Annotated in this window: 21 protein-coding genes, 1 tRNA gene, 2 rRNA genes, 1 pseudogene and 1 riboswitch; of the genes and pseudogenes, 4 read left to right on the plus strand and 21 right to left on the minus strand. The window is 63.5% G+C overall.

Annotation, left to right across the window (positions count from 1 at the left end; genetic code table 11):
* Nucleotides 1-126: 126 nt before the first annotated feature.
* The 5 genes and pseudogenes from bcsA to J9893_RS22020 all read right to left on the minus strand — a co-directional run bounded on the left by bcsA (nt 127) and on the right by J9893_RS22020 (nt 4,858).
* The gene (bcsA, locus tag J9893_RS20965; protein ID WP_246875667.1) at nt 127-2,517 is read right to left on the minus strand and encodes a UDP-forming cellulose synthase catalytic subunit; all 2,391 of its coding nucleotides are present in this window, start codon (nt 2,515-2,517) and stop codon (nt 127-129) included.
* A pseudogene (gene bcsQ, locus J9893_RS20970) lies at nt 2,514-3,176 on the minus strand (cellulose biosynthesis protein BcsQ). The gene bcsA and the pseudogene bcsQ overlap by 4 nt, the downstream one beginning before the upstream one ends.
* Before the next feature lie 235 nt (nt 3,177-3,411).
* Nucleotides 3,412-4,425, minus strand: a complete 1,014-nt coding sequence (bcsG, locus tag J9893_RS20980) for a cellulose biosynthesis protein BcsG (protein ID WP_328223158.1) — start codon at nt 4,423-4,425, stop codon at nt 3,412-3,414.
* Nucleotides 4,323-4,724 (minus strand): cellulose biosynthesis protein BcsG, encoded by a 402-nt coding sequence (gene bcsG, locus J9893_RS21860; protein WP_319888118.1) that lies wholly within the window; start codon nt 4,722-4,724, stop codon nt 4,323-4,325. Before bcsG (J9893_RS21860) ends, bcsG (J9893_RS20980) begins: the two co-directional genes overlap by 103 nt.
* Before the next feature lie 8 nt (nt 4,725-4,732).
* Nucleotides 4,733-4,858, minus strand: a complete 126-nt coding sequence (locus J9893_RS22020; RefSeq protein ID WP_258555889.1) for a hypothetical protein — start codon at nt 4,856-4,858, stop codon at nt 4,733-4,735.
* Between the two features lie 392 nt (nt 4,859-5,250).
* Between J9893_RS22020 and J9893_RS20985 the strand changes: the two genes are divergently transcribed.
* Both J9893_RS20985 and J9893_RS20990 read left to right on the plus strand, forming a co-directional pair.
* On the plus strand, nt 5,251-6,447 hold the full coding sequence (locus J9893_RS20985; protein ID WP_109112889.1) for an amino acid aminotransferase: 1,197 nt from the start codon (nt 5,251-5,253) through the stop codon (nt 6,445-6,447).
* A gap of 58 nt (nt 6,448-6,505) precedes the next feature.
* Nucleotides 6,506-7,438: a LysR family transcriptional regulator gene (locus tag J9893_RS20990; protein WP_041214507.1), complete on the plus strand. Its 933-nt coding sequence runs from the start codon at nt 6,506-6,508 to the stop codon at nt 7,436-7,438.
* Nucleotides 7,439-7,454: 16 nt separating this feature from the next.
* Here the strand turns inward: J9893_RS20990 and J9893_RS20995 are convergent, their stop codons facing one another.
* The 7 genes from J9893_RS20995 to J9893_RS21025 form a co-directional block, all read right to left on the minus strand.
* Nucleotides 7,455-7,778: a DUF1820 family protein gene (locus tag J9893_RS20995; RefSeq protein ID WP_010672837.1), complete on the minus strand. Its 324-nt coding sequence runs from the start codon at nt 7,776-7,778 to the stop codon at nt 7,455-7,457.
* Nucleotides 7,779-7,895: 117 nt separating this feature from the next.
* Entirely contained in the window at nt 7,896-8,744 is an 849-nt protein-coding gene (locus tag J9893_RS21000) for a YjjW family glycine radical enzyme activase (RefSeq protein ID WP_210600072.1), read from the minus strand.
* A gap of 37 nt (nt 8,745-8,781) precedes the next feature.
* Nucleotides 8,782-10,308, minus strand: coding sequence for a YjjI family glycine radical enzyme (locus tag J9893_RS21005; protein WP_210600059.1), 1,527 nt, complete (start codon nt 10,306-10,308; stop codon nt 8,782-8,784).
* Between the two features lie 122 nt (nt 10,309-10,430).
* A complete protein-coding gene (locus tag J9893_RS21010; RefSeq protein WP_049635961.1) occupies nt 10,431-10,766 on the minus strand; it encodes an AzlD domain-containing protein in 336 nt (111 codons plus the stop codon).
* A gap of 2 nt (nt 10,767-10,768) precedes the next feature.
* Nucleotides 10,769-11,482: an AzlC family ABC transporter permease gene (locus J9893_RS21015; protein WP_103244220.1), complete on the minus strand. Its 714-nt coding sequence runs from the start codon at nt 11,480-11,482 to the stop codon at nt 10,769-10,771.
* Nucleotides 11,483-11,603: 121 nt separating this feature from the next.
* A complete protein-coding gene (locus J9893_RS21020; protein WP_029313677.1) occupies nt 11,604-12,080 on the minus strand; it encodes a L,D-transpeptidase family protein in 477 nt (158 codons plus the stop codon).
* Nucleotides 12,081-12,482: 402 nt separating this feature from the next.
* Nucleotides 12,483-14,333: a M3 family metallopeptidase gene (locus J9893_RS21025; protein WP_210600058.1), complete on the minus strand. Its 1,851-nt coding sequence runs from the start codon at nt 14,331-14,333 to the stop codon at nt 12,483-12,485.
* Between the two features lie 295 nt (nt 14,334-14,628).
* On the opposite strand from J9893_RS21025, the gene J9893_RS21030 reads away from it, so the two are divergent.
* Both J9893_RS21030 and gbpA read left to right on the plus strand, forming a co-directional pair.
* Nucleotides 14,629-16,308, plus strand: coding sequence for a methyl-accepting chemotaxis protein (locus tag J9893_RS21030; RefSeq protein ID WP_210600057.1), 1,680 nt, complete (start codon nt 14,629-14,631; stop codon nt 16,306-16,308).
* A gap of 229 nt (nt 16,309-16,537) precedes the next feature.
* A riboswitch (cyclic di-GMP riboswitch) is annotated at nt 16,538-16,623 on the plus strand.
* A 60-nt stretch (nt 16,624-16,683) separates the two neighbouring features.
* Nucleotides 16,684-18,108 (plus strand): N-acetylglucosamine-binding protein GbpA, encoded by a 1,425-nt coding sequence (gbpA, locus tag J9893_RS21035; RefSeq protein WP_210600056.1) that lies wholly within the window; start codon nt 16,684-16,686, stop codon nt 18,106-18,108.
* A gap of 112 nt (nt 18,109-18,220) precedes the next feature.
* Here the strand turns inward: gbpA and cbl are convergent, their stop codons facing one another.
* The 9 genes from cbl to J9893_RS21080 form a co-directional block, all read right to left on the minus strand.
* Nucleotides 18,221-19,168, minus strand: coding sequence for an HTH-type transcriptional regulator Cbl (cbl, locus tag J9893_RS21040; RefSeq protein WP_010672828.1), 948 nt, complete (start codon nt 19,166-19,168; stop codon nt 18,221-18,223).
* A 116-nt stretch (nt 19,169-19,284) separates the two neighbouring features.
* On the minus strand, nt 19,285-20,352 hold the full coding sequence (locus tag J9893_RS21045; RefSeq protein ID WP_010672827.1) for a sulfate ABC transporter ATP-binding protein: 1,068 nt from the start codon (nt 20,350-20,352) through the stop codon (nt 19,285-19,287).
* A 31-nt stretch (nt 20,353-20,383) separates the two neighbouring features.
* Nucleotides 20,384-21,277, minus strand: coding sequence for a sulfate ABC transporter permease subunit CysW (gene cysW, locus J9893_RS21050; protein WP_010672826.1), 894 nt, complete (start codon nt 21,275-21,277; stop codon nt 20,384-20,386).
* Nucleotides 21,274-22,113 (minus strand): sulfate ABC transporter permease subunit CysT, encoded by an 840-nt coding sequence (gene cysT, locus J9893_RS21055; RefSeq protein WP_039039454.1) that lies wholly within the window; start codon nt 22,111-22,113, stop codon nt 21,274-21,276. The genes cysW and cysT overlap by 4 nt, the downstream gene beginning before the upstream one ends.
* A gap of 269 nt (nt 22,114-22,382) precedes the next feature.
* Nucleotides 22,383-22,958, minus strand: coding sequence for an alpha/beta hydrolase (locus J9893_RS21060; protein WP_010672824.1), 576 nt, complete (start codon nt 22,956-22,958; stop codon nt 22,383-22,385).
* A gap of 39 nt (nt 22,959-22,997) precedes the next feature.
* On the minus strand, nt 22,998-23,999 hold the full coding sequence (locus J9893_RS21065) for a sulfate ABC transporter substrate-binding protein (RefSeq protein ID WP_041210984.1): 1,002 nt from the start codon (nt 23,997-23,999) through the stop codon (nt 22,998-23,000).
* Nucleotides 24,000-24,404: 405 nt separating this feature from the next.
* Nucleotides 24,405-24,481 (minus strand) — tRNA-Asp (locus tag J9893_RS21070).
* A 97-nt stretch (nt 24,482-24,578) separates the two neighbouring features.
* Nucleotides 24,579-24,693: ribosomal RNA gene (gene rrf, locus J9893_RS21075) — 5S ribosomal RNA — on the minus strand.
* An 84-nt stretch (nt 24,694-24,777) separates the two neighbouring features.
* A 23S ribosomal RNA gene (locus tag J9893_RS21080) occupies nt 24,778-24,858 on the minus strand; the annotation flags it as partial.

Below are 24,858 nucleotides of genomic sequence, written 5' to 3' on the forward strand. Positions count from 1 at the left end.
AGACGCGACGGGGAACGAAGGAGAGGAGCCAGCGAGCCAGCTTCTCGAGGAGGATACAAACAAAGCCGATGGGTGAGGTACGGGCCAGACGCCAGTAAGCTCCCCAGCCGAGCAGGGTAATGTCGATCAGGCTGTGGAGGGGGCGATCCTTGCCCAGACGCTGCTGCCACAGGGACCAGGTATCGGCCCGGGCGAAGGTGCACTGGATGAAGGCGACATGCTGTGCCTGCGCCATGGGTTCCAGCTCCAGTCCCAGCTTGCAGCCGAACACCCGCTGCACCTTGGCGGCGAACGCCTGCTCCCGTTGGTCATGGCGCAGCAGCAACCAGACCCTCTCCTTGTCGGCCAGGGGCAGGGGCGCCTCGAGCAGCACCCCGACCCCCCGTTGGAGTAATCTCTGACAGTACAGGGGTAGAGGTGACCGTTCGCCAGCCTGATGGCCGCCGGCATCACCATCTCCACCCTGGGATTGGCACGGACCTGCCGCGACTCGAAGGCCACCGCCAGGGCGCCGCCCAGTATGGTCATGTTGTAGAGGGTCCAGATCATGCTGAGGATCAGGGTCGGCACCTCGTCGGCAGGGCCGGTGCCGATGCGCCAGAGGCCGAACCCCAGCCCGCACAGATTGAGCAGGATCAGCAGCAGATAGGGGCGGGAGACCGACAGATCGAGGAACACCTCCTCCGTCATACCCCCCTTGGCGGTCACGTTGAACGTCCCCTTGTGGGGTGCAAAGAGCGCCACCGTGGTCGGCCTGGCGATGTACCAGGCCAGCACCGTCTCATAGACCTCGCCCCAGAAGGAGTGGCGGACCTTGCCCTGCAACCGGGAGTTGGTCAGGGCGCTGTGGAAGATGTGCGGCAACATGTAGAGGGCGATGGCCGCCGCCGGGGCATAGATGATGTAGGCGTGCAGGATAAGGAAGGCGAGCGGCGCCGTCAGGAAGATGAGCCTCGGTATGCCCGAGAGGAAGTGCAGCATGGCATTGAAGTAGCAAAGCCGCTGCCCCAGCTTGAGCCCCTTGCCGAAGAGGGGGTTGTCCAGACGCAGGATCTGCACCATGCCGCGCGCCCACCGGATGCGCTGACCGATGTGGGCAGAGAGGCTTTCGGTGGCCAGCCCCGCCGCCAGCGGGATCCGGATATAGGCCGAGGTGTAGCCGAGGCGGTGCAGCCGCAGGGAGGTGTGGGCATCCTCGGTGACCGTCTCCACCGCGATGCCGCCGATCTCGTCAAGGGCGGTGCGCTTGATGACGGCGCAGGAACCGCAGAAGAAGCTGGCGTCCCACATATCGTTGCCATCCTGCACCAGGCCGTAGAAGAGGGCCCCCTCGTTCGGCATCTTGCGAAACCGTTGCAGGTTGTGTTCGAACGGATCGGCGGAGAAGAAGTGGTGGGGGGGCTGGACCACGCCCAGACGGGGATCCCGGTAGAACCAGCCCACCGTCATCTGCAAAAAGGAGCGGGTCGGCAGGTGGTCACAGTCGAAGATGGCGACCAGATCCCCGGTGGCCATCTTGAGGGCGTGATTGATGTTGCCCGCCTTGGCGTGCTCATGGGTCGACCGGGCCACATAGCGGATCCCGGCCTCCTCGGCGAAGTCGCGAAACGCCGCCCGCCCCCCGTCGTCAAGCAGCCAGATGGTCAGCTTGTCGGCGGGCCAGTCGAGCCCCATGGCGGCGTAGACTGTCCCCTTCACGATGGCGAGATCCTCGTTGTAGGTGGGGATCATCAGATCCACGCTGGGCCACTGGGCCGGATCCGCCGGCAGTTGTGCCGGGGGGCGGTGCAGGGGCCATGCGGTCTGCCAGTAGCCGAGCAGCAGCACCAGCCAGGCATAGGTCTCGGCGGCCAGCAGCAGCAGGCCGCAGGCCAGGCTGACGGGGGCGAACCAGTCGAGGGTCGAGGTGTAGCGCCACCAGATGTAGCGGCAGGAGATGGTGAGGGAGAGCACCATCATCATCAGCATGGGATAACGGCCCGGCACGGCCCGCAGGATGAAGGCCATGGCCGCCAGCAAGAGGACGAACACCAGTTGCGCCTGCAGGGTGAACGGCTGGGTGACGCAGAGCAGGGAGAGGCTCCCGGCCACCACGCAGAGCAGCACGCTCTTCCAGCGTGCCTCGCGGGGCGTGGCCCTGGCGGCGGCCAGCCCTTTCTCCTCCTGGTGGGCCAGGAAGGCGCCGAGAGCCTGGGTGCCCCTATGCCAGAGCCGTTGCCAGGAGGCGGGCCAGCGCAGAGGGATCGGTTGTGGGCGACGCACTATCATCCAGAGGCTCTGCAACAGAACGCGCAGGGGATCCCCCACCCGGGGGTGCGTCCGCTGGGGATAGAGCCCCCGGGCATGGCCCAGCACCCATTGCCAGCCATGACGCTCGAGGGGGAAGAGAGCCCAGGCCAGCAGCCAGCCCAGTGTCAATGTGGCCGCCCCCGGGCGGGAAGCCCCCCGCTCGCGCAGTGCGCGATAGCGCTGCGAGCACCAGAGGCCCGCAGCCGGCGTCAGCAGCCGCACTCTCATCGGGGGGCCTCCCCCTCTGCCAGACACCAGGTCGCCAGGGCGGCCAGCTCGTGGGCAACCAGACTGGTGGGCGCATAGCGGCCGACCGGCAGCTTGGCGGCCATGGCCTCCGCCATGGCTTCGTCCCTGTGCAGATGAAGATTGAGCAGAGGGAGCCCCCCTGCCAGCCAGAGATCCAGCAACCCCTGCTGCAGGGCCCGCTGGCTGGAGAACTGGGTCACCAGCAGACGCTCATCGGCCGCCCAGGGGTGGCGGTGAAGCCGCACATGGCAGTTGGCATCCGCATTGACCACCAGCAAGCGCCTGCAGGGGATGACGGGGGCCATGCCCAGGGGCAGATCCAGCAGCACCAGATCATAACCATCGATCCCTGCCAGCCACTCGGCTGACGCCCCCTACCCCCCGCCATGGGAGAGCAGATCCAGTCCCTCCTCCCGGCGGTGAAGCGCTCCTCGCCACTCCCGCGCCGGCTGGGTCAGCCGGCTCCAGCCTCCCAGATCGTCATGGGGCAGGCCAAGGTGGATGCCAAGCTGGTTGTCCGGGCAGAGATCCACCGCCAACACCCTTGCCCCCTGCTCATGGGCTGCCTGGGCCAGTCCGGCCACGATGGCGGTGGTCCCCACACCTCCCCGGATCCCCTGCAGGGCGATCACCTTCATGCAGACCTCCCCTCGCCAGTCCCCTCGGGCCCTTTCACTGCCACCTCCGCCAGCAGGGGGAAGCGTGCGCACAAGGCGGCGAGCCGCTCCCTGGCGGCAATATCCTAATAGGAGAGGCTGACACCAAAGGCCTGCTGGACCATGGCCACGTCATTGATCACCGTGCCCTCCACTGGGACGCCGAAGGGGGTCTGCATGTCTGATTGCCGTTCGCTGCGCATCGTCACTTCCGGTCTCATTGGGGATAGGGGACCCAGTCCCCCTGCCCCAGCTTGATGTGGTACTTGCCCTGATATTCGATCACCACCGAGCCCTGGTTCTCGGACACCGGCGGGGTCTGCGGCAGGTCGCCCAGCAGGGCATCCCAATCGATGGTCTCGCTCCCGAACACATCCTTCCCCACCAGCCTGGAGACCAGTTCTGATACCGCCAGGAAGCTGCTGGGGGTGTCCACGTTGCGGGTCGCCTCGTGGGGCGCCTTGGTACCGAGCAGGGCAACCCCCACCGGCACCTGGGTGATGCTCGGACTGGGAATGTCCCGCAGCCCGGCCATCTGCATCTTGTCGCCGGTGAGAGCGGCGCCGTGCTCAGGCACCATCACCACGGCCACCTTGCGGCCGGATTGCTCCAGCGTCGTCATGAAGTCGTCCAGCTGATCCAGCAGGGTCTTGAGCCTCGCCTTGTAGGGCGCTATCTGGAGGCTCGCCACATAGCGGTTGCCATCGTGCAGGGCGATGAGGTTGAAGAAGGTGACGTTGCGTGCCGCCTGACTCTGTGTCCGCTCGTTCAGCCAGCGGTCGAACAGGGCATCCCCGCGATAGATGGGCTCGCCATCGAAGGAGGCGAGATCATGGGCCAGTCCCTTCTTGTCCATGGGGGTCACATCCAGCCCGGCATACTGCTGCAGGCCGGTCAGGTAGTTGCCAAAATCCCCCGAGTGATCCATGGCCACCTGTTTAGCAAAGCCGAGCTGGGCCAGATTCTCGAACAGCAGACACTGCTTCGGCGCCGTCACATAGAGCCCCTGGTGGCTGGTCTGCCCGCAACTGGCCCGCAGCAGGCGAATGGAACTCGGGCCGCTGTAGGAGGTGGCGGAGTTGAAGCGGTTGAAGCGAATGTCGAAGTGGGACCAGACCGGATGCCCGCTCAGGCCGCTCGCCTCCACATCATGCCAGGCCAGGGAGCAGACATTGATGATGAGCACATCGAAGGGGGTCGCCTGGGCTGGCAGGCTCTCCGGGAAGTGCACCAGTCTCTCCTGCTCCTCCCGATAGGGGTGAAGCGCAACCACTGGACGATGAACAGATAGAGTGTCAGCAGCACGAACCCCGCGCCGACCATCTCCCAATTGATGAAACGCCCGAGCAACTCCGCCCAGTAATCCAGGGTGAAGGAGAAGACCTGGCTGCCCTGGGCACGAATGCTCTCTATCCCCGGCAACCAGGTATCGTGATAGAAGATCCCCGCCCCCACCGGCAACGCCAGCCAGTGCCGCGCACGGCGCCACCCGGCCCTTGGCAGGGGAAAGATCAGGAAGGCGGCAAACACCAGGTTGATCAGGGGGTCGAAGTTGAGATATCCCCCCAGAGCAGGGCGAACTTGGCAAGAAAATAGACATTCCAGCCACCCAGGCCATGCCAGTCCAGCCAGGGAGAATCGGCATCAGAAACGTGTCGGGTCATCGGCGATGAGTCACCTGTTATCGTGGGCCCCCCGAAGGGGCCGGGCACACTGCAATGGTTGTCAAAAGAATAGCCTGACTATTATGCAACTATTAATTTGTCTCAGGTGGCGCTGAACCTGACTCCCCCGGATGGGTGTAAGGGGAATGAGAGGGGCCGTATGTATCCATATATTATCCAAACGATCCCGATAAGGCAGCCTTCTCTGACAAAATGGGGGGAACGTGCAGACGGGATGCAGGATCCTGGCAAGGGCCCCGCGCTTACCACTGCGACAGACTTTGTCAGCCCTGTCGCCATCTCGAACAACTTGAGGCCACCTCTGGATTGCGCCATCATATCGGCCCGGCTGATGGCCGGCCGAATTGGACAGTCAACTTCAAGGACCCCCCATGTTTGAACACGTCGATGCCTATGCTGGCGACCCCATACTGACGCTAGTCGAGACCTTCCATAAAGATACCCGCGAGCAGAAGGTGAACCTGGGGATTGGCCTCTATTACGACGAGCAGGGCCGCATTCCGCTGCTGCCGTCGGTGCAGCAGGCCGAAGCGCAGCGCGCCGCCGCCCCGGCCCCGCGCCCCTACCAGCCGATGGAAGGCGCCGCCAACTACCGCACTGCGGTGCAGCACCTGCTGTTTGGCGCCGAGCACGAAGCGGTCAAGGCGGGTCGCATCGCCACCATCCAGACCATCGGCGGCTCCGGCGCCCTGAAGATCGGTGCCGATCTGCTCAAGCGCTACTTCCCGACCTCCGAGGTGTGGGTCAGCAATCCCACCTGGGACAACCACAAGGCGATGTTCGAGGGGGCCGGCATCAAGGTGCACGACTACCCCTATTACGATGCGGCCACCGGCGGCGTGCAGTTCGACGCCATGATCGACTGCCTGAGCAGCCTGCCTGCGAAAAGCATCGTGCTGCTGCACCCCTGCTGCCACAACCCGACCGGGGTGGATCTCTCCCGTGCCCAGTGGGACCAGGTGATCGCCTTGGTGGTCGAGAAGAACCTGATCCCCTTCATGGACATCGCCTATCAGGGCTTCGGTGACGGGCTGGAAGAGGATGCCTATGCCATCCGCGCCATGGTGGCCGCCGGTGTCAGCTTCTTCGTCAGCAACTCCTTCTCCAAGAACCTCTCCTTCTACGGCGAGCGCTGCGGCGGCCTGTCGGTCATCTGCCAGGATGCCGAAGAGGCAAGCCGGGTGCTCGGCCAGATGAAGGCCACCGTGCGCCGCAACTACTCCAGCCCCCCCACCCACGGCGGTCAGATCACCGCGGCGGTGATGAGCCAGCCCGAACTGCACGCCATGTGGGTCGGTGAGGTGACCGAGATGCGCACCCGCATCAAGGCCATGCGCCAGAAGCTGTTCGAGGTGCTGAGTGCCAAAGTGCCGGGCCGCGATTTTGGCTACTTCATCAACCAGCGCGGCATGTTCAGCTACACCGGCTTCACGCCGGAGCAAGTGGACCGCCTGCGGGAAGAGTTCGCCGTCTATCTGGTGCGCTCCGGCCGCATGTGCGTGGCGGGCCTCAACAGCCGCAACGTCGACTACGTGGCCGACGCCATGGCCGCTGTGCTCAAGGGCTAAGCCCGCAAGCCCCGCTCAGGCGGGGCTTTTCGTTTGTCCCCTTGCCCGTGGAACCGTGATGGATCTCATTGCCCTCTCCCGCCTCGGCGGTCGCCACCTGGTGACCCTGCATCTGCTGCTCGACACCCGCAGTGTCACCCGCAGCGCCGAGCGCCTCTGCACCACCCCCTCCACCGTCAGCAAGACCCTCAACCAGTTGCGCGAACTGCTGGGGGATCAACTGCTCTACCGCCAGGGCAATCAGTTGCTGCTGACCCCGTTTGCCGAACGCCTCGGCCCGACGCTGCGCCGCCTGCTGGGAGAGCTCAACGGCCTCACCAGCCAGGAAGGATTTGCCCCTGCCAACTGGCAGGGGGAGCTGAACCTGGCGATGCGGGAGAGCAGCATGATCTGGCCCATGGGGGCCGTACTGGGTCAGTTGCTGCAGGAGGTGCCGGGGCTGATGCCCGTCGTGCGTAACAAGGACGAGCAGGGACTGGCTGCTCTGGCGGCGGGCAAGCTCGACTTCGTGATCCTGCCCCACGATCAGAGCCAGCCCGGGGTCAATCAGCCCGGCCTCGTCTGGGAAACCTTGCGGGAGGATGAGCTGGTCTGCCTGATGCGCGCAGATCATCCGGCGTTGACGCATCCCTGGGATCTCGATGCCTACCTGAGCTGGCGCCACATCGCCATTCGCGATCAGGAGCTGGCCGATCCCTTCTTCGAGCAGAGTCTGGCCCAGCGCCAGGTACGGCGCAGACTGGGGGCCACCCTGCCGGATTTTGGCAGCGCCGCCGCCCTGCTGCGCCAGAGCGATCTCATTCTCACGGCCGTGAAGGGCTGGGCTACCCGGGCTTGTACCCAGGGGTTGGTGAGCCGCCCTGTCCCCTTCGATTACGGCGCCGTGACCCACAGCCTGGTGTGGTATGGCCCCCTGGGGGAAGATCCCGCCCTGCGCTGGTTCCGTCAGCGCATCCTGCAACTGGCCCGGGAGCTGGACGCCCCACAATGATGCCTGGCGGCAGGACTCAGGGCTTCTTGGTATAGATGGGGCCTGGGAAAGAGGTGACGTTGTTGCCCAGTTCGGTGATGCGGGCGGCCCCCTGCTTGCGCACCTGATCGACCCGCAGCACGTGGTGCATGGGAATAAGGGTGCGGGTGACGTCGGCAAATTCGCTCTTCAGCTTCTCGTGGCTGGGGTCGACGATGAGCGCCGTGTGGTTGTCCCACACGAAGTGGGCGATCTCGATGAAGCCGAACAGCTGGCCCTGATTCACCTCTCTTACATAGACTTCGTAACGCTCGCTGTGACAAATGAACTGCACTCGATAAAGGGCGTTGGATTCACTCATGGGTATCTGTTGGTGATGGACGGTTTGCCCATTCTAGCCGTCCCCTCGGACAGCCCCTATAGACAGAGTTCACAGTTGCGTCATATCGGGTCTCAGCATCCCGACGTGCTGCAGAGCTCAGATCGCAGGCAGCATCAGCGACCCAAACCCCTTGGCCTTCAATGCGTTGGCCAGCACTGTCAGGTCAGCCGACCCGGCTTCTGGCCATGACAGCGCCTCCCCTCGCACCCCGTGGTGGCGAAAGCCGTTGAGGCGGATGGGCACGGGTCCGAGAGAGTGCAAGAAGGCGGCGAGCCCGCCATCCAACGTGCCGTCGGCAGTGAGATAATCGCTCTGCCCCGGCACCAGCAGCAGCCGCACCTCCGCCAGCTTGCCCGCCTGCGCCAGCAGTTGCAGCGATGCCAGCACCCGCTCGCGGCCCCGCCCGGTCAGGGCCAGATGCACAGGCTCGCGCCACCCCTTGAGGTCTATCATGGCGCCGTCCAGTACCGGCAACAGCCGCTGCCAACCCGTTTCCCCCAGGGATCCGTTGCTGTCGAGCAGGCAGGTGAGACGGGCCAGATCCGGCGCAGCCTTGATGGCCGTGAACAGGGCGATCACGAACGGCAACTGGGTGGTCGCCTCCCCGCCGGAGACGGTGACGCCGGTGAGCAGCGGGCCATAGCGGCGCAGCAGGGCCAGCACCTCGGCCACCGACATCTGGCGCGTCTTGGGGCTGGCGTGGCGAGGGCAGACATCGAGGCAACGGTCGCAGTGGGTACAAAGCTCGGCTTGCCAGCTCACCCGCCCCTCCTGCATCGCCAGGGCTCTGCCCGGGCAACCGGGCACGCAGTCACCGCAGTGATCGCACAACCCCATGGTGTGGGGGTTGTGGCAGCCGGGGCAGCGGAAGTTGCAGTCCTGCAAAAACAGCACCAGCCGGTTGCCGGGGCCGTCCACGCAGGAGAAGGGCAGCCAGCGGCTCACCATCGCCCTGAGCTCGGCCCCCTTCTGCATGCCGTTCTCAGTGCTCATTCAAGAGGGTCTCGATAGCCACCACCCGCGGTGCCCGCTGGCGGATCCCGGTCAGCTCGCTCGCCTCGGCGCCGAGGCAGGTGGTCTGCAGCCGCGAGCCTTCTGCCGCGAAGCGGGCCACATCGCGCTTGCGGATCATGTAGCCGGTCACCCGCACCAGATCGCTGTCCGCCACGTTGGCACTGAATTCGCGCATACCGAGGGCGAAGGCCCCCTTGCAGAGTTGCAGCAGCGCCTGCGGGTTCTGGCGGATGGTGGGATCCAGGGTCAGGATCTCGCTGATCCCGGAGTGATAAAAGCCGTGGTGGGGCGCCAGGGCCAGCAGGTGACTGGCGGGATCCGGCTCCTCGCCATAGGGGATCCGTACCCCCGGGGTCACGCCCCTGTCCACGCTGAGTCCCCCCTGGGAGTGGAGCAGGGCACGGCCGCCCCAGGCATGGGCCTGCGGCGTCGCAGTAACATATTTCGAAAGCTGGGCCGAGATGCGATAGCCAAGCTGGTTCGCCTCTTCGTCGTGACCGTAGCGGCCAGGCAGATTCTCTTTATCCATCAAGATGTTGACCGCTTCCGCCATGCCGTAGATGCCGAACATGGGGACGAAGCGCTCCTCATCCAGCAGTCCCTCCTTGACCAGGAAGCTGTCGAAGAAACCGGACTCCTCGTGCAGGAAAGCGGCGCGCACCGCGATCAGCTGGGACGTGAGACGGCAGTAGTGGGGCAGCAGACAGCCGAGGAAATCATCGATCCCCTGTGCCTGCTCGGCGACTCGCTTGAGGGAGATGCGCACCAGGGTGTTGGCGCCACCGGCCTGCGGCAGGGCGTTGTAGCAGCTGACGATGCCAAACCCATGCTGGTCGAAGGTATCGCGATGGACCGGGTAGTTGGCGATATGCGGCTTGCTGCACTCGGCGATATTCTTCACCGCCAGCAGCAGCAGATCGTCGGGAGTCTGCTCCGGATCGTGAAAGAAAGTGAGGTTGGGGGCCACCTGCTTGAGCTCGTTGTCGATGCGCAGGATCAGACGGCAGATCCGGTTGTCGTCGGGACCAATGTTGACGTGCATGAAGGCATCCGGCAGCACCCGGTCCAGATAGATCCAGAACCCTTTCAGCTTGCGGTAGAGAGTCTCGTCATCCAGCTCGCCGACAAAGGGGAGCAGCAGCTGATCGAGCCGTCCCAGCCAGACCGGCATGCCGGTGACGGAGGGCACGTGATGGTAGAGGATGCGCAGGGCATCGAGGGCCTCGTCGAAGTCCAGGGGTGGCGCCAGCTCCAGCCAGGCCGAGCCCTGGCGCAGAAACCGCTCGTAATCCGGCAGCACATAGCGCGGTTTGTGGGGAGCGTGTCCCTCGAACATGTCGCACAGCACCCCTTGTGCCATGGCATCCTGCACGGCGGCAGGCAACTCGGGGTAAGGCAACGCGTTTTCGGCGGCGAGCGCCAGGGCGTGGCTCTTCTGGGCCGGTGACAGCAGGGGGTCGCGCACGATGCGCTGGCAGGTTTCGGTGAAGGACATGGTTCACTCCGTGGCGGGTGGAACCAAAATCCTCACACTTGAGAGGCCTTTTTTGAAGTGACATTCCCAACAGGGCGGATATCCCATCAAGACATCCGCCATGCAGGATCACGGCACATCCTTCACCAGGGCCAGAACAGGGCCACGCCCCCCAACCAGCGCAGCAGGAAGAAGCCCCCCATGCCGACGACCACCACCACCAGGGTAGGCAGGCGCAGCAGGGTCAACACCGTCACCAGCAGGGTGGCGGCCAGGTAGTCCGGATCCCAGTCCAGCCCGCGGCCGGGCTCATAGCTGAAGACGATGGGCAGCCAGATGGCGGTCAGCACCGACTGGGCCGAGAAGCTGAGGAAAGCCCCCATTTCGGCCCCCGGCTGATAGCGGGTCAACCGCGAGAAGAAGGCAAAACGGTTGAAGAAAGTGATCAGAGCCAGCAGCCCTATCATCAGCCAGCCCATGATCACCTCCTCATCCGGTGCAGCACATAGCCCACCACCATGCCGGCCAGGGCCGAGACGATGATGTGGATCTCCGCCAGCAGCGGCTTGGTGACGAGCGCCGTCCCGCCGCTCACCAGGGTGGCCGCCACCATGGGCAGGTTCTTCATGGCGGGGAGCGTCATGGCGATAAAGGTGGCGGCGATGGCAAAATCCAGCCCCATCTTGTCCAGCCCGTCAATGTACTGGCCGGCGGCGATGCCGAGCAGGGTCGCCAGGTTCCAGAACAGATAGAAGACAAAGCCCGCGATGAGCGCATAGGCGGGATTGAAGGCGCCGCTGCGCTCCCTGTCTTTCAGCGCCACCGCAAACATCTCGTCGGTCAGGAAGAAGGCGAGGCTGGCCCGCCAGCGCAGGGAGAGCGGCAGCACGTCGCGCCGGAAGGTGAAGCCATAGAGCAGATGCTGGGAGGTGATCACCATGGTGGAGCCCATGATGGGCAGCAGCGGCGTCCCCGCCCCGAACAAGGTGGTGGCCGAGAGCTGGGCCGCCCCCGCATAGACCAGCAGCGACATCAGCTGTGCCTGGAGCGGGCTCATACCCGCCTGAAGCGCCAGGGCGCCGCACAGTATCCCCCAGGGGATGACGGAAATGGAGAGCGGGAGCATATCCAGGGTGGCGCGCCACCAGAGTGCCCCCGTGCGCTCGGGCGCAGGGAGGCGGGTTTCCGACATCATGGGATCATCCTTGTCACAGCCAATGCGAACCGGGAAAACTAGCACGGCGCAGGAGACAGTGTCACGCCATGGTCTGCAACAAATGCAACGCCCGCATGAGAGCGGGCGTTGGCAGGCGGGATCAGGGCTCGATGATGATGGGAGTGCCTGGCTCGATGGCGTTCCAGATCTCGTCCATCTCGTGGTTCAGCACCGCGATGCAGCCATTGGTCCAGTTGGACGGCTGCACCCTGCGATCCCCCAGGCTGTTGCGCTGGCCGTGGATCATGATCATGCCGCCCGGGTTCACACCCAGCTCGTTGGCGCGCTTGATGTCGTCCAGATTCGGGTAGTTGATGTGAATGGCCTTGTAGAAACCGGAGTTGCTCTTCTTGTAGTCCAGGGTATAGCGACCTTCCGGGGTACGCTGATCCCCCTCACGCTGCTTGTGTCCCTTGGGAGCCGGGCCCAGGGCAATCCAGTAGCGCTTCACTTCCTTGCCATCCTTCATCAGGGTCAGGCTGTAACTCGACTTCTTCACCACCACCATATCGGCGGACAGAGTGGCAAAACTCAACGCGGGCCACAGCCCCAGCAAACACAGCAATACGGCTCTCACTATCCATCCCTCTGCGAGCCTTCTGGGCTCTCTTGTTAGCAAATCATCTGAATGCCGCCACCCTCTGGTGGCGAGCGAGCGCCATGATATGGGATCGCCGTGAATACTCAATATATCGGGAGAAACATATCTGTGGCCAGCAGGGGGAAATGGCCGTCAACCCGCCATGCAGACACCCTGCCAAGGGCAGGGCGTCGCCTATTGCCCGCAACCGGGCGCCTCAGCGCTGATCGTCAAGGCCTAGAAGATGGCGCAGGGAGAAAAACCAGCGGGCAGCGCCGCCGCCAGTGACACTTGAGCCTGTCCACCAGCCAATCCCCGGCTGGCACCATGGGATCAGACTATCTCAACGCACAAGAAAAGAGCCCCTGATGGGGCTCTTTTGACGGTGCAACACCGGGCTCAGGCCTGGGTCACTGGTTCGGCGGTCTCAAGGCGCCGGATCCAGGCCTCGAAGTCTGCCAGCATGCGCGCCTCGGACTCGCTGTTGTCGGCGATGAGCTCGGCCCCGTGTACCACCCGGATATGGGCGTCGAGGGGCGTCCCCTCCCCTGCCGGTGGGCGCTGCCGCGCCGCCGCCATGCATGCTTGCGCCTGTTGCCACGCCTCGGCGGCACTCCGGTTGCACGCCTCTGCCAGCGGCACCGCACTGAAACCCTCGCCGGTGAGGCTCTGCAGTGTCTCGTCGTGGGTCATGCCGTTGCCCGGTCCCCAGTAGTGGGCGGCCAGATCCGGCCCGATTCGCGGGTTGTCGGTGAGGTAGCCGTCGCGCCTCAGGAAATAGGCGCGGGTCTGCTCCACCGCCATCAGCGCCAGCAGATAGCCGTGATAGGCGCAGGCCGACTCCTGGTTCAGAAGGTGCGGGATGGCCAGCAGCGGGCGTGGGCTATCCACCCCCAGGATCTTGCGCTCCCAGCGGCGGGCCAGGGCCAGCACGGCGGCCGGGGTGCGCTCGCTCTCTGCCATGGCGTAGAGATCCCGCTCGAAGTAGGCCACCAGCGCGATCTGGCGCTCGTTGAAGGCGCGAAATGGCTGACGCGCTTCAATCATGGCCTGGATAAGCGCATCGGGGATGGGTTCTCCCGCCGCGTTTCTGGCGTAGCGCTTGAGCCAGTCCGCGTCGTCCAGCAGGCTGTCGCAGAACATGGACTGGGTCTCGGCATAGGCCATGGAGGTGGGCGGAAACTCCTGGGAGAAGCAGGGGGCGTTGCCGGTGACGTTGGCAAAGTGCGCCGCGTGGCCGCCCTCGTGGAACAAGGTGTTGAGCCCGCTCCAGCCGCTGCCCACCTGGGCCGGATTGGCCAGGCTGGTGAAATTGACCACTGCAGGCACCCACTCCCCCTCCTGCCAGAAGCTCGGCACCGGGCCGTGACAGAAGCCGTTCTCGTATTTTCCCTCCCGGGTCAGCAGATCCAGGGTGAGGGTGGCACCGCGATACTGGATGCCGAGCCGGCGGAAGCTCTCGACCCAATCCTTCAGCGCCCGGGAGAAGGGCACGTAAGGGTCGAGCTGGCGGGTCACGTCGCCGCTCACGCTGTAGCGCAGGTTGTGGGGCAGCAGGGCTGCGTCCCCCTTGGCTGCTTTCAGCTCCGCCAGACTCTGGTGCAAGCGGGCATCGGTACGGGCGATGAAGTCGTCGAGAATGGCAAACAGCTGCTCCGGGCTCATCTGCTCGTTCTTGTGCACCTTGTAATCGAAGTAGTCGCGATAACCCATGGCACGGGCGAAGCGGTTGCGCAGCGCGACGATATCAAGATAGCCGTTGTCGACCACCCACTGCTCCAGGGTGTGGAACATGGCGAGCGCGCTCTGGCGCACCGGCTCGTCGCGACTTGCGGCCAGCGCCGTGCTGGCGGCGGGCAGGCTGCCGGGGACCTGGCGGCCCTGCTCATCCAGCAAGGTGAGCTTCAGCCCCTTGCGACGGGCGAAGAGATCCGCCTCGGCGGCCACCAGCTCGTCCATCAGGGCGGAGGCACCGGGATCTTCGATGACGTTGCACTCGAAGAAGGCGATCCAGCCCCCCAGGCCGCGCCTGAGATCCGCCTCTTCGGCCTGGGCCTGCATCTCCCGCAGCACCGGCAGGCGGGCAGGATCGGCACAGAACGCCTTGTAGGCCTGTTCGGCCGCGGTGAAGCCTGCCTGATCGTCGCTGGTGCCCATGTAGGTGGACCAGAACAGGTCCTCCTTGCGTCTGTGCACCTGCAGGTAATCGGCATTGAGCTGGTTGAGATAATTCCTGGCAATGGAACTCATAACTTCCCTCTTGTTATGGGGCGACCACGGGGGCGCCCACTCCTTTTTGGTGAAATGCCAACCCATTCACACTTCTTGCAAATGGAGCAGACAAATTGTGCGCCGGGATGCGCGCCATCACGCTATCAAAAGCGAGGGTTTCTGTCTGCTGGCTATACTGGTTGTCAAACTGCTCAATTGGCTGTTTTCCATCGCAACCCATTGAAAGTTAATGTCATGTTAAAAATAACAACAATCAGGTCCGGCCGCTAGAACGGCCACAATCAGACCCGCATGGGAAAGTAAGGATAAGACTATGTTCAAGCTCGGTGATATTGCCGTGAGTCGCAAACTGATGCTGCTGCTCTCACTGGCCCTGGTCGGCTTCATCGCACTGCTGCTCATCTCGGCCAGTGCCCTGCACCGCAATCTGATGAGTGAACGGGAAGCCAGGCTGCAGGCGGTGCTGGATCTGGCCATGAGCCGGATCCAGGCCCTGGCCGCCACCCTCCCCCCGGAACAGGCCAAGGCACAGGCCAAGGCCATGCTCGACAGCATGCGCTTTGACGGGGACAACTACCTGTTCGTGCTGGATGAAGATCGTCGGGTGGTGGTGCATCCCGCCAAACCCGAGCTGGTCGGCCAGCAGATGGGCAACAACCCTGCCGAGTCCCACTGGCAGCACATGGTGGATCTCGGCAAGGGCGGCCACCAGGGCAGGCTGGAGTATCAGTGGGTCTCCCCGTCCGGCGAGGCGGCCCAGAAGATGTCGCTGGTGACGGGCTACCAGCCCTGGGGCTGGATCCTGGGCTCCGGTGTGTTGTTGCAGGACATTGAGGCCACTATGTGGTCGCAATATGAGTGGATGGGTGGCGCCACCTTGCTGGTGATCCTGTTGATGGGGCTGCTGGGACTCGCCATCAGCCGCTCCATCGTCAATCCCCTGGCCGAGATCAACAAGGCCATGGCCCGGGTCGCGGCCGGCGATCTGGTGGTCAGCATCCCGGTGCTGGGCAGGGATGAGCTCGGCGCCGTCGCCAGCTCCACCAACCAGGGGCTGGATGCCATCCGCCGCGCCCTGCTGGAGGCGAGCCAGGGGGCCCGCAACGTGGCGGATGCCGCCCTGCGCATCGCCGCCTCCGCCGAACAGACCAACCAGGCGGTCAACAGTCAGCGGGATCAGCTCGCCCAGCTCGCCACCGCCATGAACGAGATGAGCGCCACCATCGCCGATGTGGCGGGTCACGCCGAAAACACGGCCCGTGACACCCAGGATGCCACCAGCGAGGCCGGGCTCGGCAACCAGGATGTCCATGCCAGCGTGCACGGCATCCAGGCGCTGGCCACCGAGGTGGACCAGGCCACCTCGCAGGTCAACCAGCTCAAGGAGGGAGTGATGCAGATAAGCGAGGTGACGGCGGTCATCAGCGCCATCTCGGAGCAGACCAACCTGCTGGCCCTCAACGCCGCCATCGAGGCGGCCCGGGCCGGCGAGCAGGGCCGTGGCTTCGCCGTGGTGGCCGACGAGGTGCGCCAGCTGGCAAGTCGCACCCGCCACTCCACCGAGGAGATCCAGAGTACCATCACCCAGTTGCAGCAACGGGCTGTCACCGCCGCCAACGCCATGGACGCCAGCCGCAAGCTGGCGGAGAGCAGCGTCAACCAGTCCGAGAAGGCGGGGCAGGATCTCTCCCTCATCGTCAATCACATCCAGCACGTGAGCGACATGGCGACCCAGATCGCCACGGCGGCGGAGCAGCAGAGCATGGTGGCGGAAGACATGAACCGCAACGTCAGCGGCATCAACGACTCGGCGCTAGAGATGTCCCAGGCGGCCACCCAGTTGGCCCAGGAGAGCGAACTGCTGGCCGGTCTCTCCCGAAGCCTCGACGAGCGACTGGCGGTGTTCAAGCTGGACAACGCCCAAGCCCAGGGCAGGATGATGCGACCGACCCAGGCGTCCTCTTCCCGAGCAGGCATGCAACCCCGCCACTGAGTAGCCCCATGAGCCCCTGCCAGGCTTGCAGGGGCTCCTTTCCTGTCATGGCCACGGGAGCCTCTCCCGGGCAACCCTCTCGCACTGAACCAGCGCGCAGATCCCGACGGAGCCATCTGCCGCTGATGCGCTGCTCCGATGAGATGGCACTGTCAATTTTTACACTTAATTTTTTAACAAAATATAGTCATGATGAGTGGTCGCCACAGGCGGCACCATGATCCTTTCTGTAGTCATTTGGCAAACTGGTTGAAAGGCCAGGACGCAAAGCCTCCGGTCTAAAGACAAGCTGTCCAGGATAGCGGGGTTGCAGCACCGTGTTTCGGGGAACTCCCCTGCCAACGTGACTGCCCACATCACCGAACAGAGGAATGTATGGCAGCAAATATCCGACTCACCCATCTCGCGGCAGCGCTGGCGCTGCTGGCCAGTGGCGGCGTACTCGCTCACGGCTACATCAGCCAGCCCGAAGGGCGCAACTACCTGTGCAAGACAGGGGGCAACAGCCAGTGTGGCGCCATCCAGTGGGAACCCCAGAGCCTGGAAGCCCCCTCCGGCTTCCCCGATGGCGGCCCCGCCGACGGCCAGATAGCCTCGGCCGGTCACCCCCAATTCGGCGAGCTCAACACCCAGACTCTCGATCGCTGGACCAAGCGTGAAGTGCAGGCCGGTCCCTTCGCCATCAGCTGGACCTTCACTGCCAACCACGTGACCCGCAACTGGCGCTACTACCTCACCAAGCAGGACTGGAACCCGAACCAGCCCCTCACCCGGGATGCGTTCGATCTCAATCCCTTCTGCGTCATCGACGGCAACATGGTGCAGCCCCCCAAACAGGTGACCCATCAGTGCACCCTGCCCCCGCGTACCGGTTATCAGGTCATTCTCGGGGTGTGGGAGGTAGGGGATACCGCCAACAGCTTCTATAATCTGATCGACGCCCGGTTCAAGGATGGCACCCAGCCCCCGCTGACCTGGAGCCAGGGAGGGACCATCTATCCCTCCATCGACCTGGTGGCGGGTGACAAAGCCAGAACCCGGGTGTTCGATGCCAATGGCGAGCGCACCGATCTCCAGACCGAGCTGACCATCGCCAGCACCGAGCAGGGCCAGAAGAACAACTGGGCCCACGCCCTGGCGAGCAAGATCAACACCGAGCAGAGCCAGATCCGTGCAGGCCAGCAAGGTGCGGACGGCCAGTTCAACCCCGTCTATGGCCAGAACCCGGTCTACCTCAAGGCTGGCAGCAACCTGCAACGGGTCGAGATCCAGCTTGAGCAACAGCAGCCCCCGGTTGAGAACGGGATCAGCGTGAGCGGTCTGGCGAGCGACTACACGCTCGACAACGGCAAGCTCACCCTGACTTTCACCGTCACGGCCCAGGGGGATCTCGCCATCACCAACACCCTCTATGACCACGGCGGTGTCGCCAGGGGACAGAGCAGTGCCGATATCAAGGACGGCAGCCAGAGTTTCTCCATGGCGCTGACCGGCTTGAGTGCGGGCCACCATCAGCTGGTGATCGAGGGCAAACCCAAGGCCGGTGGTGACGCGGTGCAGCAGACCCTGGACCTCATGTTCAAGGATCCGGCAAGCGGGGGCGATTACCAGTTCACCTTCCCGGACGGCCTCAAGTCCTACACCGCCGGAACCCGGGTGCTGCAGCCGAAGAACGGCAAGGTCTATCAGTGCAAACCCTTCCCCTACAGCGGCTGGTGCAGCCAGTGGGCGAGCACGGCCACCCACCAGTATGAACCGGGCGTAGGCTCCCACTGGCAGGAGGCCTGGACAGCGCAGTGATGGGACGTCTCCGACCTGGCGAGAACCCGCTCGGCGCTTCCGGTGCCAGATCAGGTCAACATCAAACAAACGGGGAGCCCATGGCTCCCCGTTTTTCATCCCACCCCTCGGTTCAAATCTGGTAATCGAGCAGGGGCTCGTTGCTCATGGCGCGGGCCTGGATCTCCGCCAGCGCCAGCTCGGGGTTGCAGAGCTGGATGAACTGCCAGGCAAAGTTGTGCTGGAACTGCCCCTGCTTGAGGCCGATCCAGGCGGTGTGCGGCGCAAACAACCGACTGCCGTCCAGTTGCACCAGTCCCTTGTCCCGCTGGGAATCGAACGCCATGTCCGCCAGTATGCCCACCCCCATCTCCAACTCGACATAGGTCTTGATGACGTCGGAGTCCTGGGCGGTCAGCAGGATCTGCGGCACTATGCCCGCCTCGGCAAAGGCATCATCCACCCGTGCCCGACCGGTGAGGCCGGCCTGATAGGTGACGATGGGCCAGTGGGCCAGAGCGGCCAGGGTCAGCTCCCGCTCGGCGGTGAGGGGGTGCTGCTCCGGCACGACGATATTGTGGTGCCAGCGGTAGTAGGGAAAGGCCACCACCCCTTCGCTCTTGTCGAGCTGCTCGCTGCTGATGCCGATGTCCACCTCACCGGTCTGCACCAGCCGCACTATCTCCTCCGGGCTCCCCTGACGCAGCTCCAGCTGTACCAGGGGAAATTGCTCCCGAAACGCCTTCACTACCCTCGGCAGGGCATAACGGGCCTGGGTATGAGTGGTCGCGATGAGCAGCCGGCCCGAGTCGCGATTGGCAAAGGTGCTCGCCAGTTTGCGGATGTTGTCGGCATCCCCCAGGATACGCTCGGCGATCACCAGCAACTCCTTGCCCGGCTCGGTCATACCGAGCAGACGCTTGCCATAGCGAATGAAAAGGGCGAGCCCCAGCTCCTCCTCCAACTCGCGAATGTGGCGGCTGACCCCGGACTGGGAAGTAAAGAGGGCATTGGCCACGTCGGTCAGGTTGTAATCCCGTCGTGCCGCCTCCCGAATGATTCGCAATTGCTGAAAGTTCACCTCATCGCCTCCTGCGCTGAGTGGCGGTGGCTCGTGCCACCGTCCTCTTGTTATGGATTGCCGGGATCATGGCCCGGCAGCAAGCCTGACAGAGGGCCGCACCTCGCGGCTTGCCCTCAGATCTGGTAGTCGGGATAGAGCTGTGCCTGCCTGGCCACCAGGCGCACCCCCTGGCCGGGAGCAAAAGCGCGGGCGGCCTCCTTGCTCAGTTCGGCCTCGTAGTGGGCGCCTCCCGTCTCCCCATCGCCACGCAGTTCCACCCGGATGCGCGGCCCCATGGGCAGCAGGCGGGTAATGGTGGCGCGAATGCCACCGGGGGCATCCGAGGGCAGGATCTCCAGCTCGTGGGGGCGCACATAGGCAATGGCCGCACTCCCTTCTGCCAGATGGGAGGGGATGGGGCCACCCAGTTGCTGTTCACCGATGCCGAGCCCCTGCCCGGCCACCCTGCCACGAAACAGGTTCACGCTGCCAAGGAAGCTGTGCACGAAGGCACTGGCGGGCTGATCATACACTTCGGCAGGGGTGCCAATCTGCTCTACCTTGCCGGCGTTCATCAGCACCACCCGATCCGCCACCTCCAGGGCCTCTTCCTGATCGTGGGTCACAAACAGACTGGTGACATGCAGCTCGTCGTGAAGCTCACGCAGCCAGCGGCGCAGCTCCTTGCGCACCTGGGCATCGAGGGCGCCGAAAGGCTCGTCCAGCAGCAGCACCTTGGGCTGCACCGCCAGGGCCCGGGCCAGGGCGACCCGTTGGCGCTGACCACCGGAGAGCTGGGTCGGGTAGCGTGCCGCGACGTGGCTGAGCTGCACCAGATCCAGCAGCTCCTTGACCCGGGTGCGGATGGCCGCCTCGTCCGGGCGTTCGCTGCGCGGCTTGACCCTCAGGCCAAAGGCCACGTTCTCGAATACCGTCATGTGGCGAAACAGGGCGTAGTGCTGGAACACGAAGCCAACGTTGCGCTCGCGCACATGGAGATCCGAGGCATCCTCGCCGCGGATGATGACGCTGCCACTGTCCGCCTGCTCCAGCCCGGCGATGATCCGCAGCAAGGTGGTCTTGCCGCAGCCGGAGGGGCCGAGCAGGGCGACCAGCTCACCGTCGTGAAAATCGAGGTTGATGTCGGCCAGCGCCGCGTACTGATTGAAATGCTTGTTGAGCCCTTGAACCTGAATGCTCATGAATGCCTCTCCTATAACCGTTAATTCGGGATCAATGGGACTGGGTCGGTTGGCCGCGCAGCCTGGCCAGCAGGGTCTCACCCAGCAGGGTGAAGATCCCGAACAGCGCCAGCAGGCTGGCCACCGCGAAGGCGGCACCGGTCTGGTACTCGTTGTAAAGGATCTCGATGTGCAGCGGCAGCGTGTTGGTCTGGCCGCGAATGTGGCCGGAAACCACGGAGACAGCGCCAAACTCCCCCACCGCCCGGGCGGTACAGAGCAGCAGGCCATACATCAGGCTCCAGCGGATGCCGGGCAGGGTCACCCGCCAGAACATCTGCAACCCGCTCGCCCCCAGCATGATGGCGGCCTCCTCTTCCTCCGGGCCCCGCGCCTCCATCTGGGGCAGCAGCTCGCGTACCACGAAGGGCACAGTGATGAAAGTGGTCGCCAGGATGATCCCCGGGGTAGCGAAAATGATCTTGATGTCGTGCTCGCTGAGCCACTCGCCGAACCAGCCGCGACTGCCGAACAGCAGCACGAACATCAAGCCCGCGATGACCGGCGAGACCGAGAACGGCAGATCGATGAGGGTGATAAGCAGTTGCCGGCCAGGGAAGCGGAACCGGGCGATGGCCCAGGCAGCGGCCAGCCCGAACAGCAAGTTCAGGGGCACCGAGCAGAGCGTCACCAGGGCGGTCAGCCCCAGGGCGCTCAGGGCATCCGGCTCGCTGATGGCGTGCCAGAAGAAGGCCAGACCCGGGCTCAGCGCCTGGATGAAGACGGTGGCCAGCGGCAACAGCAGCAAGGCGGCAAACCAGCCCAGACCGACGGTGACCAGCAGCCATTTGACCCAGACCGGTTCATGGGTCACCGGGGGATGACGCGCCGGGGTGGCCGGAGCGGACTCCTGGGCCTGATCGAGATGTGCAGTAGAGGCGTTCATATACGGCTTCCTCCGATGCGAGCCCAGCTCCAGGCTTGCAACTTGTTGATGAGCAACAGCAGCACAAAGGAAATGAGCAGCATGACGGACGCAATGGCCGATGCACCGGCGTAGTCATACTCCTCCAGGTGACTCATGATCATGAGGGGGGCAATCTCGGACACCATGGGGAGGTTGCCGGCAATGAAGATGACAGAGCCGTACTCCCCCACGCCGCGAGCAAACGCCAGGGCAAAACCGGTGAGCAGCGCAGGTACCAGGGTCGGCCACAGTACCCGGATGAAGGTCTGCCAGCGGTTGGCACCCAGGCTCGCGGCCGCCTCCTCTTGCTCGCTCTCCGCTTCCCGCAGCACCGGCTGCAGGGTACGCACCACAAAGGGCAGCCCGATAAAGGTCAGGGCAATAACCACCCCTATGGGGTTATAGGCAAGCTCGATGCCCAGCGGAGCGACCCATTGGCCAATCCAGCCGTTGGGGGCAAAGATGGCGCACAAGGCAATGCCGGAGACGGCAGTCGGCATGGCAAAGGGCAGGTCGATCAGCGCATCCACCAGTCTGCGGCCGGGGAAGGTATAGCGCACCAGTACCCAGGCCAGTATCAGACCGAACAGACTGTTGAGCAGGGCGGCAATGAAGGCGGCGCCAAAGCTCAGGCGAAAGGAGGCGAGCACCCGGGGGGAGCCGATCACCTGCCAGAACTCGGCGGCGCTCAGGTTGTTCACCGCAAACAGCACCAGTGCCGAGAGCGGCAGCAGCACCAGTATGCCCAGATAGAGCAGACTGAAGCCCAGCGTTGGCCCCAGGCCTGGCAGGACGGAATAAGAACTTAATCGCATAACACATCCGTTTGTTATAAATACTTTGGATGTGACGATTTTGCTCACGGCGGCCAGGGACAACAAACACCAATAATGCCTTTGCTAAGCACTTTTTTATCTAACAATGGTGGAACAAGGCTTTTAGAGCGATAAGCATAAAAAAAGGTCTTTTATATAAATAAAAGACCTAAAAGACGGAGCGGTAAAACCGGGAACATGCAAAGTCAGTCACGCTGGCCAAGTTGCCAGCCCGCCTGGAAATCGTGCCGAGACAATCCGATGGTCCCTCATCGAAAACTGAGTGCGGCCTGCTTGCCCCACTCGGCAGGAGCAGGCTCCACCACCATTTCGGCACGGCGGTATAGGGTGCCGAGCAAAGCGAGGCCCTGGTGCCACTCCCCATGGCCGGACTGGGCATTGATATGGCCCACTTCCCCCGCATCGAACAACGGCACCTGCCACTGCCGGCTCCAGAACTCTGCCCGCTCGAAACTCATCCAGGGGTCATTGCGGCTGGCGATCAACTGGGCAGAGACCTTGATCGACCCCGTCAACACCTCATCCGGGATGCCAAAACGGGCAGGATCGGCAGGGGCAACGATGAAGATGGAGGAGACCTTGTCTGGTTGCAGTCTGGCGGCAGCGATGGCCGTCAGAGCGCCGAAGGAGTGGGCGACCAGGTGGACCCGGCTGCGCCGGCTCCTGAGCTTGCTCGCCAGCTTGGCGCTCCAGACCGTGAGATCCGGCTTGTCCCAGGGCAGACCCATCATTCTCTGCCACTGGGGAAATTGCTGGTGCCAGCGGCTCTGCCAGTGATCCGGCCCACTGTTGTGCAGACCGGGAACCAGAAGGATCTTGTTCATCGTGGTACTCCTATCTGTTGTCACAGGGGCCTGCGTCTCTTAGCGGCCCGGTTGGTAAATCTGGTCAAACGATCCGCCCTGGGCGAAGTGCTTCTTCTGTGCCTTTTCCCAATCTCCTTCCAGATCCTTGACAGTGAAGAGCGTCAGGTTGGGGAACTGGGCCGCTGTCTCCTTCAGGATCGCCGGATTGCTCGGACGATAGTGGTATTTGGCGATGATGCGCTGCCCTTCGTCAGAGTAGAGATACTCGAGGTAAGCCTTGGAGACGGCCTCGGTACCATGCTTCTTGGCTACCTTGTCCACCACGGCTACCGGCGGCTCGGCCAGGATGGAGACCGAGGGCACCACCAGTTCGAACTTGTCGCTGGTGCCCGGCTGATTGAGCACCAGCAACGCTTCATTTTCCCAGGCCAGCAACACATCCCCGAGCCCGCGTTCGATGAAGCTGGTGGTGGCGCCACGTGCCCCGGAGTCCAGCACCTTCACATTCTTGAACAGATCGCTGACAAACTGTTTGGCGCCCTCTTCAGTGCCGCTTTTCTTCAGGGCATAGCCCCAGGCAGCCAGATAATTCCAGCGCGCACCGCCGGAGGTCTTGGGGTTGGGGGTGATGATGGCGACATCCTTGCGCACCAGGTCGCCCCAATCCTTGATCTGCTTGGGATTCCCCTTGCGCACCAGGAAGACGATGGTGGAGGTATAGGGAGAGGCATTGTTGGCCAAACGCCCTTCCCAGTCGCTGGCGGTGAGACCTGCCTTGGCCACCGCATCCACGTCATAGGCCAGCGCCAGGGAGACCACATCAGCCTCCAGTCCGTCCACCACGGCACGAGCCTGTTTGCCTGAGCCACCGTGTGACTGGCTCACCACCACATCGTCGCCGGTTTTGGCCTTCCACTCCTTGGCAAAGGCACTGTTGTACTCCTGGAACAGCTCCCGCGTCGGGTCATAGGAGACATTCAGCAGGCGCACCTCGGCGGCCTGGACCTGACCGAGAGCCAGCAGGGAGAGAACGGTGAGAGCGGTCATTCGCAGTTTCATGGTGATACTCCATATCGTTGGGTTGAGTACAGCATGCCCGCTTATGCATATTCCATGAAGAAAGAAAAAGCGCTTTGCTTATCTCTTATCCGCATATGAGCTCCCGATGGTCCTCTGGCACTCTCGGCCAGAGCGTATTCGCGTGCTTGCGATGCTCATCTCCAGACACGACAAAGCCCGGTCGATTGGCCGGGTTGGGAAAAGATGGAGGAACAAAGGCAAACCAGAGCGAAGGGTAAGCCTTGGGTAAAGGGACAATGCCAGACACGCAATCACCACAGGGGGGAAGAGGCGGGTTGTCCGTGACAAGTGGCAGACCCGTCGGTTGCCTCTTGTTCCCTGAGCTCTTATCCAGACGCCAGAAAACAAAAAGGCCTTCCCGTCAGGGAAGGCCTTTCAATTTAGTGGCGGAGCGGACGGGACTCGAACCCGCGACCCCCGGCGTGACAGGCCGGTATTCTAACCGACTGAACTACCGCTCCGCATTCGGTTAGCTTTCGCTAAATCTTTTGCCGCTTATTCTGAGGTGTCATCCTCGCAGCCGGTCATGTGATTCTTCACATCACCGTTTAATTGGGTGCCTGGCAGTGTCCTACTCTCGCATGGCGAATGCCACACTACCATCGGCGCTACAGCGTTTCACTTCTGAGTTCGGCATGGGATCAGGTGGTTCCACTGCGCTATTGCCGCCAGGCAAAAATCTTCAATCTGAAAAAGCTGATTTAGTTATTCGTTCTCGGTATCTGCTACAAGTCTCTGAACACTTCTTGGGTGTTGTATGGTTAAGCCTCACGGGTAATTAGTATGGGTTAGCTCAACGTATCGCTACGCTTACACACCCCACCTATCAACGTTGTGG

Source organism: Aeromonas sp. MaB10011B (assembly GCF_017939325.1).
GTDB lineage: Bacteria > Pseudomonadota > Gammaproteobacteria > Enterobacterales > Aeromonadaceae > Aeromonas > Aeromonas caviae.

Coding starts and splice junctions, on each gene's coding strand:
- bcsA (WP_246875667.1), bottom strand. CDS start 2,517: ATGAGAGTGCGGCTGCTGACGCCGGCTGCGGGCCTCTGGTGCTCGCAG.
- J9893_RS22020 (WP_258555889.1), bottom strand. CDS start 4,858: ATGACCCGACACGTTTCTGATGCCGATTCTCCCTGGCTGGACTGGCAT.
- J9893_RS20985 (WP_109112889.1), top strand. CDS start 5,251: ATGTTTGAACACGTCGATGCCTATGCTGGCGACCCCATACTGACGCTA.
- J9893_RS20990 (WP_041214507.1), top strand. CDS start 6,506: ATGGATCTCATTGCCCTCTCCCGCCTCGGCGGTCGCCACCTGGTGACC.
- J9893_RS20995 (WP_010672837.1), bottom strand. CDS start 7,778: ATGAGTGAATCCAACGCCCTTTATCGAGTGCAGTTCATTTGTCACAGC.
- J9893_RS21005 (WP_210600059.1), bottom strand. CDS start 10,308: ATGTCCTTCACCGAAACCTGCCAGCGCATCGTGCGCGACCCCCTGCTG.
- J9893_RS21010 (WP_049635961.1), bottom strand. CDS start 10,766: ATGGGCTGGCTGATGATAGGGCTGCTGGCTCTGATCACTTTCTTCAAC.
- J9893_RS21015 (WP_103244220.1), bottom strand. CDS start 11,482: ATGATGTCGGAAACCCGCCTCCCTGCGCCCGAGCGCACGGGGGCACTC.
- J9893_RS21025 (WP_210600058.1), bottom strand. CDS start 14,333: ATGAGTTCCATTGCCAGGAATTATCTCAACCAGCTCAATGCCGATTAC.
- J9893_RS21030 (WP_210600057.1), top strand. CDS start 14,629: ATGTTCAAGCTCGGTGATATTGCCGTGAGTCGCAAACTGATGCTGCTG.
- gbpA (WP_210600056.1), top strand. CDS start 16,684: ATGGCAGCAAATATCCGACTCACCCATCTCGCGGCAGCGCTGGCGCTG.
- J9893_RS21045 (WP_010672827.1), bottom strand. CDS start 20,352: ATGAGCATTCAGGTTCAAGGGCTCAACAAGCATTTCAATCAGTACGCG.
- cysW (WP_010672826.1), bottom strand. CDS start 21,277: ATGAACGCCTCTACTGCACATCTCGATCAGGCCCAGGAGTCCGCTCCG.
- cysT (WP_039039454.1), bottom strand. CDS start 22,113: ATGCGATTAAGTTCTTATTCCGTCCTGCCAGGCCTGGGGCCAACGCTG.
- J9893_RS21060 (WP_010672824.1), bottom strand. CDS start 22,958: ATGAACAAGATCCTTCTGGTTCCCGGTCTGCACAACAGTGGGCCGGAT.
- J9893_RS21065 (WP_041210984.1), bottom strand. CDS start 23,999: ATGAAACTGCGAATGACCGCTCTCACCGTTCTCTCCCTGCTGGCTCTC.